At 44.6% G+C, this 13,792-nt stretch carries 13 protein-coding genes; 9 read left to right on the forward strand and 4 right to left on the reverse strand.

Translation table 11 applies throughout. The features are described from left to right. The first annotated feature begins 126 nt into the window (after positions 1-126). The 4 genes from F0265_RS11325 to F0265_RS11340 all read left to right on the forward strand — a co-directional run bounded on the left by F0265_RS11325 (position 127) and on the right by F0265_RS11340 (position 4,159). Positions 127-816 (forward strand): response regulator, encoded by a 690-nt coding sequence (locus tag F0265_RS11325; RefSeq protein WP_171748953.1) that lies wholly within the window; start codon positions 127-129, stop codon positions 814-816. Positions 817-818: 2 nt separating this feature from the next. Then, the gene (creC, locus tag F0265_RS11330) at positions 819-2,258 is read left to right on the forward strand and encodes a two-component system sensor histidine kinase CreC (RefSeq protein ID WP_171748954.1); all 1,440 of its coding nucleotides are present in this window, start codon (positions 819-821) and stop codon (positions 2,256-2,258) included. A gap of 73 nt (positions 2,259-2,331) precedes the next feature. Then, positions 2,332-3,681 (forward strand): cell envelope integrity protein CreD, encoded by a 1,350-nt coding sequence (gene creD, locus F0265_RS11335; protein ID WP_171748955.1) that lies wholly within the window; start codon positions 2,332-2,334, stop codon positions 3,679-3,681. After that, positions 3,674-4,159: a DUF2809 domain-containing protein gene (locus F0265_RS11340; RefSeq protein ID WP_253809432.1), complete on the forward strand. Its 486-nt coding sequence runs from the start codon at positions 3,674-3,676 to the stop codon at positions 4,157-4,159. The genes creD and F0265_RS11340 overlap by 8 nt, the downstream gene beginning before the upstream one ends. A 124-nt stretch (positions 4,160-4,283) precedes the next feature. Here the strand turns inward: F0265_RS11340 and F0265_RS11345 are convergent, their stop codons facing one another. Together F0265_RS11345 and F0265_RS11350 are read right to left on the reverse strand one after the other, a co-directional pair. After that, entirely contained in the window at positions 4,284-4,676 is a 393-nt protein-coding gene (locus tag F0265_RS11345) for a VOC family protein (protein WP_171748956.1), read from the reverse strand. Between the two features lie 10 nt (positions 4,677-4,686). After that, positions 4,687-5,613: a LysR family transcriptional regulator gene (locus F0265_RS11350; protein ID WP_171748957.1), complete on the reverse strand. Its 927-nt coding sequence runs from the start codon at positions 5,611-5,613 to the stop codon at positions 4,687-4,689. A 345-nt stretch (positions 5,614-5,958) separates the two neighbouring features. On the opposite strand from F0265_RS11350, the gene F0265_RS11355 reads away from it, so the two are divergent. Next, the gene (locus F0265_RS11355; RefSeq protein ID WP_171748958.1) at positions 5,959-6,771 is read left to right on the forward strand and encodes a helix-turn-helix transcriptional regulator; all 813 of its coding nucleotides are present in this window, start codon (positions 5,959-5,961) and stop codon (positions 6,769-6,771) included. On the opposite strand, the gene F0265_RS11360 is transcribed toward F0265_RS11355, so the two are convergent. After that, entirely contained in the window at positions 6,761-8,371 is a 1,611-nt protein-coding gene (locus F0265_RS11360; protein ID WP_171748959.1) for a response regulator, read from the reverse strand. The genes F0265_RS11355 and F0265_RS11360 overlap by 11 nt on opposite strands. Next, positions 8,368-9,102 carry an EAL domain-containing protein gene (locus tag F0265_RS11365; RefSeq protein WP_171748960.1) on the reverse strand — a complete coding sequence of 245 codons (735 nt, stop codon included), beginning with the start codon at positions 9,100-9,102 and terminating at the stop codon, positions 8,368-8,370. Before F0265_RS11365 ends, F0265_RS11360 begins: the two co-directional genes overlap by 4 nt. Before the next feature lie 315 nt (positions 9,103-9,417). Here F0265_RS11365 and F0265_RS11370 point away from each other — a divergent pair, with 315 nt between their 5' ends. The 4 genes from F0265_RS11370 to F0265_RS11385 all read left to right on the forward strand — a co-directional run bounded on the left by F0265_RS11370 (position 9,418) and on the right by F0265_RS11385 (position 13,780). Then, positions 9,418-10,614 (forward strand): glycine C-acetyltransferase, encoded by a 1,197-nt coding sequence (locus F0265_RS11370; RefSeq protein ID WP_006960704.1) that lies wholly within the window; start codon positions 9,418-9,420, stop codon positions 10,612-10,614. After that, positions 10,614-11,645 (forward strand): L-threonine 3-dehydrogenase, encoded by a 1,032-nt coding sequence (tdh, locus tag F0265_RS11375; protein ID WP_006960706.1) that lies wholly within the window; start codon positions 10,614-10,616, stop codon positions 11,643-11,645. The genes F0265_RS11370 and tdh overlap by 1 nt, the downstream gene beginning before the upstream one ends. A gap of 337 nt (positions 11,646-11,982) precedes the next feature. Further along, the gene (locus F0265_RS11380) at positions 11,983-12,414 is read left to right on the forward strand and encodes a BspA family leucine-rich repeat surface protein (RefSeq protein WP_171748961.1); all 432 of its coding nucleotides are present in this window, start codon (positions 11,983-11,985) and stop codon (positions 12,412-12,414) included. 25 nt (positions 12,415-12,439) lie between these two features. Next, positions 12,440-13,780 (forward strand): BspA family leucine-rich repeat surface protein, encoded by a 1,341-nt coding sequence (locus F0265_RS11385; RefSeq protein ID WP_171748962.1) that lies wholly within the window; start codon positions 12,440-12,442, stop codon positions 13,778-13,780. Positions 13,781-13,792: the final 12 nt, after the last annotated feature.

Consider the following 13,792-nt stretch of genomic DNA (forward strand, 5'->3'; position numbering starts at 1 on the left):
TTGATCGAAATGGGCGAAGTAACCTGGCCTATGCGCTTCTTTGGTTTCTAAACTATTCATGCAAATGATTGTCTGTAATCATGTATCAGTCATAGTACGGAAACGTGGCCGCGCGGAGTTGAAGCATTGAACGACAAAACAACGATTGTCATTATTGAGGATGAGCCTGCCATTGCAGACAACTTAATTCATGTTCTCGAAATGGATGGCTATCAGCCGGCGTGGTTTTCAACGGCAGGTGAAGGGCTGGCGTTCATTAAACAGAGTGAGCCGGCGCTGCTGGTACTTGATGTCGGCTTACCCGATGGCAATGGATTCGAACTCTGCAAAACCATTCGTGAGTTTTCTGATGTACCCATCATTTTCCTGACGGCGAGAAATGACGAAATCGATCGCGTTGTGGGCTTGGAGATTGGCGCCGATGACTATGTCACTAAGCCTTTTAGCCCAAGGGAAATGTTGGCGCGAATCAAACTGCGCATCAAATCACGCCCGACGACAACCCAATCTTCGAATGAACAAGAGTTTGATGGTGGCCTAAAGGCAGACAACTTTGATTACAGCGTTGATGGCCAGCCACTGGGTTTGACCGCTGTCGAATTTAAGATCCTAAGCAAACTCATCTCCGTATCCAGCTGTGTTTTAAGTCGTGAGCAGTTGATGCTCGCCGCTGACATGACACCGCATGCATCTTACGAGCGTAATATCGACTCCCACATTAAAGCGATACGCAACAAGCTGAAGCCTTTCTCGATGGCTGATCGTATATGCACCAAGCGCGGCTTCGGTTACTACTTCGATAAAGCGGGTGAGTAACGATGCAATGGCCTAAAATTCCACTCGGATTAAGACTGTTTTTTCTGTATTTCGTTCTTGTCGGTATGACGGCCTACACCGTGAGTACCACTGTGATTCAGGAGCTTAAACCGACGGTTCGTCAAACGACTGAAGAAACGCTGGTGGACATGGCCAATCTCTTGGCTGTGCTTGCAGAAGAAGACGTGGCGAATGGTCAGATTTCAGAAAGTCGATTCTCTAAACTGCTTACTGCGTATGGCTTAAGAGAACCAGAAGCACGCATCTGGGAAATCGGCAAAAAGGCGATCAATCATCGTATCTACATTACAGACAAAAATGGGATTGTGATTGCGGACTCATGGCAACAAGATGTCGGAGAAGATTATTCGAGATGGAATGATGTTTATCTGACGCTGCGCGGCCAATACGGCGCGCGAAGCACCGCTGAAGACCCAGATGATCCTCTATCAACGGTGATGCATGTCGCGGCTCCCATCTATCACAAAGGCGAAATCATTGGCAGTGTGACAGTCGCAAAGTCCAACCGTTCGGTTCAGCCATTTATTGACCTCTCAAAGCGCAACGTTTTGTTCTGGATGGTTTGGATGAGTGGCCTAGTGCTACTGGCTGGTGCTTTATTCGCTTGGCGCATTCACTCAGCACTGAATCAGTTGGAAAACTACGCGGTGAAAATGGGTCAGGGTGAGAAGGTCACCAAGCCAACATTTCGCATGTTTTATGAATACGGCACCTTGAGTGATGCATTAGAAAACATGCGTAATCAACTCGATGGCAAGCAGTATGTCGAAGAGTATGTGCAAACCTTAACCCATGAACTCAAGAGCCCGCTTTCTGCCATTAAGGGAGCCAGCGAAATATTGCAGATGCCTTTATCTGGCGAAAAAGTGGCACGATTTGCGACTAACATAGAGCGTGAAAGCGATCGGATGCAGTCTTTGATCGATAAGCTACTGGAGCTGGCTCGACTAGAGAAGCAACCACATTTAGATAAGCAGGAATCAATCAGCATCAAGGTTATGCTCGACGAGATCGTATCGGCTTCAGATGCACGGCTTAATGCCAAAGGAGTGGCATGTGAAGCGTCAATTAGCTCTGACTTTGAGCTGGTCGGTGATAGCTTTATGTTCCAGCAGGCACTGTTTAATCTCATGGACAATGCGCTTGATTTTGTTGAAGGCAACGGTTCGATTCTTTGGCAGTACTCACAGTCAAATGAACACGTCGCTTTGTCGATATTTAATGCAGGGCCTCCGATTCCCGATTACGCAATGCCTCGACTCACAGAACGGTTTTACTCGCTTGCACGTCAAAATGGCGTGAAAAGCACTGGGCTAGGGCTAAATTTTGTGGAGCAGGTCGTGAAGCTACACAAAGGCTCATTGCTTATCGAGAACGTAGAACAAGGCGTCAAAGTCACCTTGAGCTTTCCTTCTCCATAAAAACTCCATAAACGCTCCATCTTTTCTCCAACTTGCTGTTTTACAGTTAAAACATCAGTTAAGGAGAAGAAAAATGAAGAAAATCCTCAATAATCAACTCGGCATGAAGTTTGGCTTTGTGCTGTTTTTGTTTGTCTTGCTACAGATTCCAGTGTCTATGGTCAGTGGCCTTGTTTCTGAGCGCTCTTATCGCCAACAAGAAGTTAGAGATGAGATCGCACGCAGCAGCAGTGGTGAACAACGCATTATTGGCCCCTTTATCGCGATTGATTTCACGGAAACCGTTCGTCGTGAAGACAGAACTTACAACGTTGAGCGTCAGGCTTACATTTTGCCAAACACTTTTGATATGTCTGCTCATCTGGAAAGTTTCGAGAAATATCGTGGTATCTACAAAGCTCGCTTGTACAAAGCGCAAAGTGCGCTCAAAGGATCCTTTGATCTGTCGGCATTGCACGAGTTTGAGCGATATAAGATCGAACAAATTAAAATGGTGGTTGGCGTAAAAGACAGCCGTGGGCTAGTGAAATTGGATCAAATGAAGCTGGGAGGCGAGGCGTTTGATGTTGTGCCGGGAACCGGTATCAAGCAACTGGCTCAAGGGTTTCATACTCAGCTAAATGTAGCGCATTTAGACCTTTCTCAGCCCCTCGATTTTGATCTTAACTTCTTATTGCAGGGGATGGGGAAGCTTCAGGTAACACCTATCGGGAAAACCACAACCGTGGAATTGTCTTCAGAGTGGCCGCATCCGAGCTTCATCGGTGATTACCTGCCGATAGAATCAACCGTGTCTGAATCTGGGTTCAACGCTCAATGGGCGAGCAACAACTTTTCATCCAATATCACGCAGCTGTTTAAAAACTGCATGGAAGAAGAATCGTCCTGCTATGAGTTGGAACAACGTCAAATGGGTGTTGACCTAATTGATCCGGTCGACCATTACCTCAAATCGCATCGTGCCATTAACTACTCGCTTTTAGTTATTACGCTCGTGTTTGCCAGCTTCTTTTTGCTCGAGTTATTTCAGGCTCGCCCCGTTCACCCTGTTCAATACGGTTTTGTGGGTCTCGCTCTGGCGCTGTTCTATCTATTGCTGATTTCACTCAGTGAACATACCGGGTTTAACTGGGCATATGTTATTTCTGTGTTGGCTTCTACCTGTCTCCTCAGTGTCTATGTAGGCGGTATGTTGGACAATACCAAGCACGGTACAGTATTTGGTGTGAGTTTATTGTGTCTATACGGACTACTCTTCGGGCTACTTCAGGCTGAAAGCTACGCACTCCTGATGGGGACGTTATTGTGCTTCGTGATTCTCAGTTTCGTGATGGTGATAACCAGAAACGTAGATTGGTATGAACGCAGTAAAAAAGCCGTAGAGAGAGCGAACGACGAACAAGCGGGTAGTACAGATGCATAACACGAAGTCGCATGAAATTAGTCAGAGCCGTAATTGCGGCTCTTCTTCCCGCATTAATGTCCGTTTTTCGAAATATCATGCTCTGGTGAGTTTGATGATGCTTGTCGTGCTGATTTTTATTGCTGGTCATGTTCGGGACAGTTTCATCAGGCCGACGTTTGGAGATGTTCTGGTTGTGATGTGGCTCTACTACACCATAGCGTCAGTGATTCGAATTAATCCTAAGGTTTTGGCAATGCTGGTGGTCGGGATTGCAACCTTGGTTGAGCTTAGCCAGTACTTTCAGTTGGCACAATGGTTGGGGATTGCCCCTACTTCTCCGCTTTACGTTGTTCTGGGAGCGACTTTTGACTGGAAGGACTTGTTTGCGTATAGCGTGGGAGGCGTTCTTTGTGTGATTTTGGAGAGCGGATTGTTCTACAGAAGTGGCGCTCTATCATCAGACGTGAAACGAGGGAAAGTTGATGAATCATCCTAAACCTCGCCGGATCATCAAAAAGCGAGTCCGGCGCAGTTTGCTTGAGAAAGTGTCTATATGGTTTCGTAAGCAAGGGCATCGTGAGTAGGTTGTCGCCAATCGCCAATCGGCAATGACTACCACCCTATTTAGTTTGTGCCTGATAAATCTCCAGCGGTAAGCCGTCTGGGTCTTGGAAAAACGTAAAGGCTTTTCCGGTGAATTCATCGATGCGCACAGGCTCCACCTCAACCCCTTTGCTTTCGAGATAGCTTTTGACCTCTTCAACACTATCGACTTCAAAGGCTAGATGGCGAAGGCCTTGCGCTTCTGGGAAACTTGGCCTTTCTGGAGCGCTGGGAAAGCTGAACAGTTCAATTTGCGAGCCATCTGGGAGCTCTAAATCGAGCTTGTAAGAACTTCTCGCCTCTCGGAAGTTTTCGGCTAGGATTTTTAACCCCAATACTTGGGTATAAAACTGCTTAGATACTGGGTAATCAGAGCAAATAATCGCAACGTGATGAATTTTATTAAACATAGGGTTCTCGTTATTTGCTGGCGAGTTTATCGCCTAATACTTGACTGATGTAATCAATAAAGACACGTAGGCGAGCGGGCATGTATTTGGTTTGCGGGTACTGCATAGCGACTGCGCCATGGTAGTTACTTTTGATTGTCCAGTCGGAGAGAACAGGGACAACTTGTTGCTTTTCGATGGCTTCCGCGATAACAAAATCATGGAAGATGCCAATGCCGAGTGCATTTTTCACTCCAGTGAGGCGCATTTGAGAGTGGTTCACTGCATAGCGGCCAGCTACATTCATTGAATGGAATTCGTCGCCTTTGAAAAAGTCCCAGATGTTGTCTCGCTCAGTTTCGGCCAAATACAAGCAGTCATGATGCTGTAGATCAGTCGGGTGGGATGGCATACCACGTTTATCTATGTATTCAGGGCTGGCACAAAGGACAAGGTTCGTTTTTCCGATTTCCTTAAGTACCAAGTTTTCATCGGGTTTATCGGTGAGTTTGAACGCAACATCGATCCCGTCTCTGAGTAGATCGATCTCGCCATCAGCGACACGTAGCTTCAACTGAATATCCGGATACTGCTGTAAAAACGGCACAACAAAAGGCTGCAAAACTGAGTTGAGGAAAGCTTCCGGTGCTGCAATGGTAAGAGAGCCTGTCGCTTGTTTGTGATCGGTTGTTGATAGCTCCCAAGCTTGCTGGGCGGCGTTTACCATCACAATTGCCTGATCATAAACCTGCTGCCCAGTGGGCGTGATAACGAGTTTTCGTGTCGTGCGCTCAAACAGCTTTACGGACAGGGCTGACTCAAGCCGAGTGATCAATTTACTCAGTGCGGAAGGGGTCACATCGAGCTTTTTTGCAGCGGCAGTAAAGCTACCTTCATCAACGATCAAAATGAAGGATGCAAGATCTGGGAGCAAAGCGATAAGTTTTGAATTAACCAAATTGAAACCGTGATATGTCTTTAAATTGAGAATTAAATCGGTTGTTAATGAATTGTTGAATCGATAAGGTGGCGAAATGTTAAACAGCAAGAGGTACTCAAAATGCAAGAACCAGGCTTTCTTCTTGACTTGGGCTCAATGATGCAAGATATCTTGCTGGCCGCACTCGCTGTCGTATTGCTCACTATAGTCACCTTAGTGTTAGAAAAGTAACACGCGCATTCTTTTATGTCACCAAAACAGGCGGATAGGTTAGATTAACCAGCGCCTATTTTGTGTTTCTACGATGTCTCCAATTCATTTCCAGTATAAACTACACTAAAAATAAACTTCGGTAAGTTGGCGATGAATAAAGAAAATTTCAGCGAGCGTTTGAAGCAGTTACGCGAAGAGCGACAATTGTCTCAAGAAGAATTAGCAGATCTACTTTCCAACTCCCATCGCGCCTTTTCTGGGGTAAATCAGGTGATGATCAGTCAGTGGGAGAGGGGGAAAACCACACCGAGTTTCGTTCGTCGCGTCGGCTTAGCGAGTTTCTTTCAAGTTGAGTATGACTTTTCTGTCGATGAAATGACTCAAGTTAAGGCGGCGATTAAGTTGATGAATCGGCCATTTAACTCGGATGTCGCTTATGATTATGAAGTCACTCACGTTGATACGTATAGCTTCTCGTCTTTACCTACGAAGGAACTGGGGCTGATACGCTCATTACACACTAAGCTCTATGGCTATGATTTTCTCGCGACCACTCAACAACTGGGTTTTTCTCAGGACAATATCGTAGTGATCTGTTTTCGAAGTGAAGGCCTTTTAGTCGGGCATTTTGCTTACGATAAAACCTCCAATATGTTTCTCAGCTTAGGGGCTTCGAGCATCGTTATACGTCGGCAAATTTTCGACTATCTCTCTAGAAACCTTGAAGATACATACGTCAGCTTCCCGACCATAGACCCTGCAATGAGCCAGTTTCTATATGACTTGTATTTTGAGCCCTGTTGCCATCAGCACGGTTTTATCTTTTATCGTGCAGATATTAGGAAAGTCATTGAGAATCCTTTCTCTCAAACGATACAAAATAGACACGATGTCTACTTTAAGTACATTCGCTACCATGATCTGAAGCAAAAGAAGAAAAGTGTTGAGTTTGTTACAAGTTAACTTTGATCAGCTCATATTCGGATTTGAGTCTAACTAGCTCACTGATTTGTCCCAGTTCTTCGTATGAGTCTTTCAGATACGCGATACTTGACTCGATATGAGCAATCATTTCCTTACTCTTTTTCACCTTACGTCTCTTTACGATGTCTGCCAGTTGGGAAATAAACCCTTCATGGTATTGACGATTTAAAGGTGATGAGTGCGTCATTGATACCAGTGTGGAGAGGTCGGCGTCCCGCTTAGTATCAAAATGCAGTTCTTTGTCATCGTTTAGTTGCACTAGGCTGGACAATACCTTGTTCGTGACAATGGATAAGTAGTCGTTTTCGACGAACGTTAAGCGCTGTTCAAACAGTGTGGTCACCTTTGAGTGCAGACCCAAGTGATGACATGCCAGCGCTAGCAACAGCAAAACCATATTGTCTTTGGCATAAATGGCGCGATTGCGAAACGCTTCAATTCGCTGCCCAGTGGCAAACAAGTTTTTCTTATCGTAGTGCTTCAAAATGTAGAGGAACAGATAGTAAAGCTTATACTGCGGGTCTTTGGTATCCGTGAGTTTGCTGAGCTCCTTGGATTCGGCTTGAGTGTTTCCGCCCACAAAAACGTGATTGAGCGCTTTCAGCCCTTTGAGAAAAAAGATAGTACGCTTATCGAGTAAAGGGTTAGAGCGATTGTGTCTGATAAACATGGTCAAGGTATCGATGGCAGCCTGATAGTCAAGCGAATACAAATGCAGCATCGCAGCCTTAATGGTCTTTTCATGATCACTCGGGGCTTTCTTGTAATCTCCAATCAGCTTTTGAAAGTTGTCCGCTGTGACTTCACTTTCGCGAAGCATCCAGTTCACTCGTGGGTGTTCCTTAATGGCGGGAGTGCTCGCCAATAACTCAGAAACGTGTTGGTTTTGGCCTTTCAAACTGTACAGTTCGATCAGGGTCACCAACGGCCACTCACGCTTTGAATCGAGCAAAGAAGTGCACAACGTTATGGCTTCATCATAGCGTTTAAGCTTACTGAGAGACATGCAACGTAGCCTGAGTAACTCGTTTGAAATTGACGGTTTTACGCTAGTCCCTTTCTGAGTTAAGCGCAGAACATCTTCATACTGTTGCTGGTAGTAGGCCGTCTTTACCGCCTTGATACGTATGCCTTTATCTGTAATCTGGCTGAACTTTTTCAAGAACTGATTGTGGTTAAATGGTTTAGTGATAAAGCCATCGGGCAGAAAGGTATCAACCTCTCGTAACGTTTCAAGATCCATGGCGTTGTCCGTCATGATCAAGGCGGTCAGCTTTTCTCTTACTTTTTCTTTTTCCAGATAGCGTAGGAATTCTCTTCCCATCGGCTTACCTTTGAAGGTGTAAGAACAGATGATGATATCGTACATCGCGTTAGAGTCTTTGCGATCACGCAGATACCAAGAAGCCAAGCGCGTATCAGACGCATGGCTTATGTTCTTGTCTTCGACTTTGAGCTGACTGAGCATTTTTCGGATGCTTTGAATGAATAGGGTGCTGTCGTCAACAATCAATACTCGAAACTGCTTAATCGATTCTTGATGCGGTAATGGGGCAGGGGTGGATGCGCGAATGATCATGCTGCAATCTGCCTTAGTTCGTGGATTCGTACTGGTTTTGAGAAATGAAAGCCCTGATAGGTATCAAACCCCAGATTGCGAATGTAAATTCGAGTGTCAGAATCTTCCACGCCTTCAGCAACAGAGGTGATACCAAAGTCACGGCAAAATTGAAGAATGTTTTTGATGAGTGCCGCACTGCGCATCTCATTGTTGTTGATAATGGAACGATCAAATTTTATCTCATCGATGTTCAGGCTGAGCACTTTATTAAAGTTTGAATAGCCAGCACCAAAGTCATCGATAGAGATTTTAATCCCCATGTTCTGGAATGCTTTCACTTGTGGCGAAACTTGCTCATCCAACTCTTCACTCTCACTCAGTTCAAAAGTCAGGCGTGAGGCTGGGAATGAAAATTCCCAAAGCAGTTCTCGGACGCGTTCGATGTTTTCTGGGTTAACGAGCACCTGATGGCTGATATTGATCGCTAAGCCAATATTGGCACCAATGCCTTTAACGTCTTTCAGAGATTGCTCCAAGACGATGAAAAATATAGCTTCTTCATAACCAAGCTCAAAAGCTCTCTCAATGAAGCGCGAAGGCAGATAGATGCCTTGGCCCGGAATGTCTAGCCTGAACAGTGCTTCCACGCCTTGAATCTTTTCGAAGCTCGGTTCCACTTTTGGTTGATAAACGCATGTATGCCAACCGTTCGAAAAAGCGTCACGGATTAGCTGATCAGATAAGGTCATGTGCAATGCTCGTTAGTTAAAAGTTAAGGGCGGGCATTGTGAGGGCTTGTGATTTAAGGCTCCATATCGTTTTCAGACAGAAATTTTCTATTTGATATGAAGCGCGAAATTTCATCACACAAAACATGGATTGTGATTGCTATCATAAAAATTCTTTATTTGTGCCTGAAATTCACTAATGTTTTTCCATCTGGTGGGATAATGAAAATAGCGTGCTTGAATTACACTTAGGGCAACTTTTGACGCCTTCGAATTTGAAAACGAAGGTGATGAATAAGCAATGTACTTAACATAATAACTAGGAAGGAATTTGAAATGTCTTCTGCATTCTACGAACAGATCAAACAACAGATTGAAGAAGTAAAGGCTGAAGGTCTTTACAAGTCAGAGCGCGTCATCACTTCTCAACAGCAAGCGGCTGTAAAAATCTCTACAGGTGAAGAAGTGCTTAACTTCTGTGCTAACAACTACCTTGGCCTAGCTAACCACCCTGAGCTAATTGAAGCGGGTAAAGCAGGCATGGATAAGCACGGCTTTGGTATGGCGTCTGTTCGTTTCATTTGTGGTACTCAAGATATTCACAAAGAGCTGGAGCAAAAGCTTTCTACGTTCCTTGGTAAAGAAGACACAATCCTATACACCTCTTGTTTTGATGCTAACGCTGGTTTGTTCGAAACGATTCTGGGTAAAGAAGACGCGATCATCTCTGATGCACTTAACCACGCTTCAATCATCGATGGTGTTCGCCTGTGTAAAGCAATGCGCTTCCGTTACTCAAACAACAATATGGAAGAGCTTGAGCAGCAGCTAATCGCGGCTAAAGAAGCAGGCGCTCGTAACATCCTTATCGTTACAGACGGCGTATTCTCAATGGACGGCGTAGTCGCTAACCTGCCAGCTATCTGTGACCTTGCTGATAAGTACGGCGCACTGACTATGGTCGATGACTCTCACGCGGTGGGTTTCATGGGTAAAACAGGCGCAGGTACTCACGAGTACCACGATGTGGTTGACCGTATCGACATCATCACAGGCACGCTAGGTAAAGCCATGGGCGGCGCATCAGGCGGCTATACTTCAGGTAAAGCAGAAGTGATTGACTGGCTACGTCAGCGTTCTCGTCCATATCTGTTCTCAAACTCGGTAGCACCAGCCATCGTTAATGCTTCTATCCGAGTTCTTGATCTTCTAGAGCAAAGTGGTGACCTACGTGACCGTCTATGGGAAAACGCAGCACATTTCCGCACTCGTATGGAAGCCGCTGGTTTCACTATGGGTGGCGCTGACCACGCGATCATTCCAATCATGCTTGGCGATGCGAAAGTTGCGGCTGAGTTCGCAGAGCGCGCCCTAGAAAAAGGTATTTACGTTATTGGCTTCTCTTTCCCAGTAGTACCAAAAGGCCAAGCACGTATTCGTACACAAATGTCTGCGGCACACTCGCGTGAGCAACTTGATCGCGCCATCGATGCCTTCATCGAAGTGGGTCGTGACATGGAGATCATTAAGTAATGAAAATTAAAGCGCTATCTAAGCTAAAGCCTGAAGAAGGCATCTGGATGACTGAGGTTGAAAAACCGAAAGTTGGCCATAACGACATTCTGATCAAAATTAAGAAAACCGCAATTTGTGGTACAGACGTTCATATCTACAACTGGGATGAGTGGTCTCAGAACACGATTCCTGTTCCTATGGTCGTTGGTCATGAATACGTGGGTGAAGTGGTTGCTATTGGTCAAGAAGTCCGCGGATTCGAAATCGGTGACCGTGTCTCTGGCGAAGGCCATATCACTTGTGGTCACTGTCGCAACTGTCGCGGCGGCCGTACTCACCTATGTCGTAATACTATTGGTGTGGGTGTAAACCGTGAAGGGGCATTCGCTGAATACCTAGTGATTCCAGCATTCAATGCATTCAAAATCCCTGAAGGTATCTCAGACGATCTAGCATCAATCTTTGACCCGTTCGGCAATGCTGTACACACGGCTCTGTCTTTCGACCTTGTGGGTGAAGACGTACTGATCACAGGTGCTGGCCCAATCGGTATCATGGCGGCGGCAGTCGCTAAGCACGTAGGTGCTCGTCATGTTGTGATTACAGACGTGAATGAATACCGTCTTGAGCTTGCACGTAAAATGGGTGTGACGCGCGCAGTCAACGTTGCGGAAGAAAAGCTTGAAGACGTAATGGAAGAGCTGGGCATGACGGAAGGCTTTGATGTGGGCCTTGAAATGTCAGGTGTTCAGGCAGCATTCAGCACCATGCTGAAGACAATGAACCACGGCGGCCGAATTGCACTGCTGGGCATTCCGCCTTCAGACATGGGTATCGACTGGAACCAAGTGATCTTCAAAGGTCTGGTAATTAAAGGTATCTACGGCCGCGAGATGTTCGAAACTTGGTACAAGATGGCATCATTGATTCAATCGGGCTTGGATTTGACGCCAATCATCACTCACCACTTCAAGGTTGACGATTTCCAAAAAGGCTTTGACGCAATGCGTAGCGGCCAATCAGGTAAAGTGATTCTTGACTGGGAATAATGGAATCTAGATTCTGAATAGTAAAAGGCGATAGGTTAAACTGTCGCCTTTTTTGTTATTTGAGCCGCCTACTACTTCTTAGTCAATGTTCAAGCTATATCAGTGAACTGTCTGGTTAGGTAATGAACATATAGCGGGAAGGTTTTAAATTAAATAAATGATAATAAAAACAATAGTTGTCACTAATAATTATTTAAATCAATAATATTGAAGAATATTATATTGAATGTCTCAATTAAAATTATTGGTATAAATAATAAAACAACCCCGACTTATATAACAATCAATTTATAAATATAATCGCACGCACTATTCATTGATAAGAAAAATATCTCAAATGCAATTAAAACTTATCGTGCTTGCGTGTGCGTTACTTAGCAGCGCCTCTTCCTTTGCTACACAAAGTATCACCTGTGAATCGAACACCCCGGGAACTGTGCTGATTGAAGAAGAAGAGTTGTTTGTGGTTGTGAATGACCAACTTATCCGCAACTCTGATTACTGGCAAAACTTCCTTGATGGCAATATCCAACTTTGCACTAGCCATGTCACGGATATGAGCCATTTATTTGCTAAAGACGAATTCTTTAACCAAGACATCAGCCGATGGGATACGCGCCGCGTCACCAATATGGACGGCATGTTTTTAGGTGCTAAGCGCTTTGACCAAGATTTAACCGTTTGGGATGTTAGTAAAGTCAAACGACATTCAGACTTTTCTAAAAACAGCGGTCTGTCTCAAGACGACCTTCCACAGTTTCCTCAATAACGTCTATTCAATTCTAGGAAAATAAATGAAACGTACACTTACGTCACTTTTCGTCGGCGCGTTAGCGCTCGCTGGCAATTCCGCTTTTGCCGCCGATATCTCAGTAAAATGCCCAGACCAAGCTGTCAACTCTGTGATACTTGAGAACGGGCAGGTTTATGTTGTGGTCGACAACACACTTATCAGAGACAAGACCATGTTGGATTATCTTGAGCGTGGCCAGATCCGCTTTTGTACCACGCAAGTCACGGACATGAGTAGGGTTTTTTATGATCGAGAATCCTTTAATGCCGATATCAGTGATTGGGATGTATCGAATGTAACGGATATGAACTTAATGTTTTTCCGCGCAAAAAAATTTAACCAAGATATTGGCTATTGGAATACTTCTAATTTAACAAATATACACCACATGTTTAACTTAGCGGAAGAGTTCAATCAAGATGTTGGCTATTGGGATGTGTCCAATGTAACGGATATGTCAGGCATGTTTTGGGGAGCAAGTAAATTTAACCAAAATATTGGTTATTGGGATGTCTCAAATGTCACGAATATGTCGCTGGTGTTCCATCGCGCCTATGCTTTTGATCAATATATTGGCCACTGGAATACATCTAATGTGCGCAGTATGGGTGGGATGTTTAAAGAGGCCTATATGTTTAACCAAGATATTGGCCGGTGGGACACGTCGAAGGTACGTGATATGCGCGGTATGTTTGATGCGGCAAAAGCTTTTAATCATGATATTTCTCGGTGGGATACCTCCCAAGTAACAGATATGTCTTGGATGTTTTCAAGGGCACTCCTGTTTAATCAAAGTATAGCCGATTGGGATACGTCAAATGTAATCGATATGTCCTATATGTTTTATTTGGCCGAAAATTTCAATCAGGATATCGGTAATTGGGATACCTCCAAGGTCACCAAGATGGAATGGATGTTTAATGAAGCAGAGAGCTTCAATCAGGATATTGGTCGGTGGGATACATCAAGTGTAACCAATATGGCATACATGTTCGCACTGACGAAAGTCTTTGATCAGAACATCAGTTACTGGGATACCTCAAGTGCAACTAATATGTCTAATATGTTTAGAAGTGCTTATGCATTTAATCAGGATATAAGCAACTGGGATACATCAAATGTAATTGATATGTCTTTTATGTTTTATGATGCCAAAAGCTTCAATCAAGATATAAGCAATTGGGTTACGTCCAAAGTCGCCAATATGAAATGGATGTTTAAGTCGGCAAAGGCATTTTCCCAAGATCTGACTGATTGGAATGTGATCAATGTGACAGAGCACGCTGAGTTTGCTGTTGACAGTGCTTTAACACAAGAGCAACTACCTTACTTCGTTGATTGATCTCTGATCTCT

The organism is Vibrio sp. RE88 (assembly GCF_013113835.1).
Lineage (GTDB): Bacteria > Pseudomonadota > Gammaproteobacteria > Enterobacterales > Vibrionaceae > Vibrio.

Bases quoted from the DNA above. Each gene is read 5' to 3' on its own strand.
- creC (WP_171748954.1), top strand. From the start codon at position 819: ATGCAATGGCCTAAAATTCCACTCGGATTAAGACTGTTTTTTCTGTAT.
- creD (WP_171748955.1), top strand. From the start codon at position 2,332: ATGAAGAAAATCCTCAATAATCAACTCGGCATGAAGTTTGGCTTTGTG.
- F0265_RS11340 (WP_253809432.1), top strand. From the start codon at position 3,674: ATGCATAACACGAAGTCGCATGAAATTAGTCAGAGCCGTAATTGCGGC.
- F0265_RS11345 (WP_171748956.1), bottom strand. From the start codon at position 4,676: ATGTTTAATAAAATTCATCACGTTGCGATTATTTGCTCTGATTACCCA.
- F0265_RS11355 (WP_171748958.1), top strand. From the start codon at position 5,959: ATGAATAAAGAAAATTTCAGCGAGCGTTTGAAGCAGTTACGCGAAGAG.
- F0265_RS11360 (WP_171748959.1), bottom strand. From the start codon at position 8,371: ATGATCATTCGCGCATCCACCCCTGCCCCATTACCGCATCAAGAATCG.
- F0265_RS11365 (WP_171748960.1), bottom strand. From the start codon at position 9,102: ATGACCTTATCTGATCAGCTAATCCGTGACGCTTTTTCGAACGGTTGG.
- F0265_RS11370 (WP_006960704.1), top strand. From the start codon at position 9,418: ATGTCTTCTGCATTCTACGAACAGATCAAACAACAGATTGAAGAAGTA.
- tdh (WP_006960706.1), top strand. From the start codon at position 10,614: ATGAAAATTAAAGCGCTATCTAAGCTAAAGCCTGAAGAAGGCATCTGG.
- F0265_RS11380 (WP_171748961.1), top strand. From the start codon at position 11,983: ATGCAATTAAAACTTATCGTGCTTGCGTGTGCGTTACTTAGCAGCGCC.
- F0265_RS11385 (WP_171748962.1), top strand. From the start codon at position 12,440: ATGAAACGTACACTTACGTCACTTTTCGTCGGCGCGTTAGCGCTCGCT.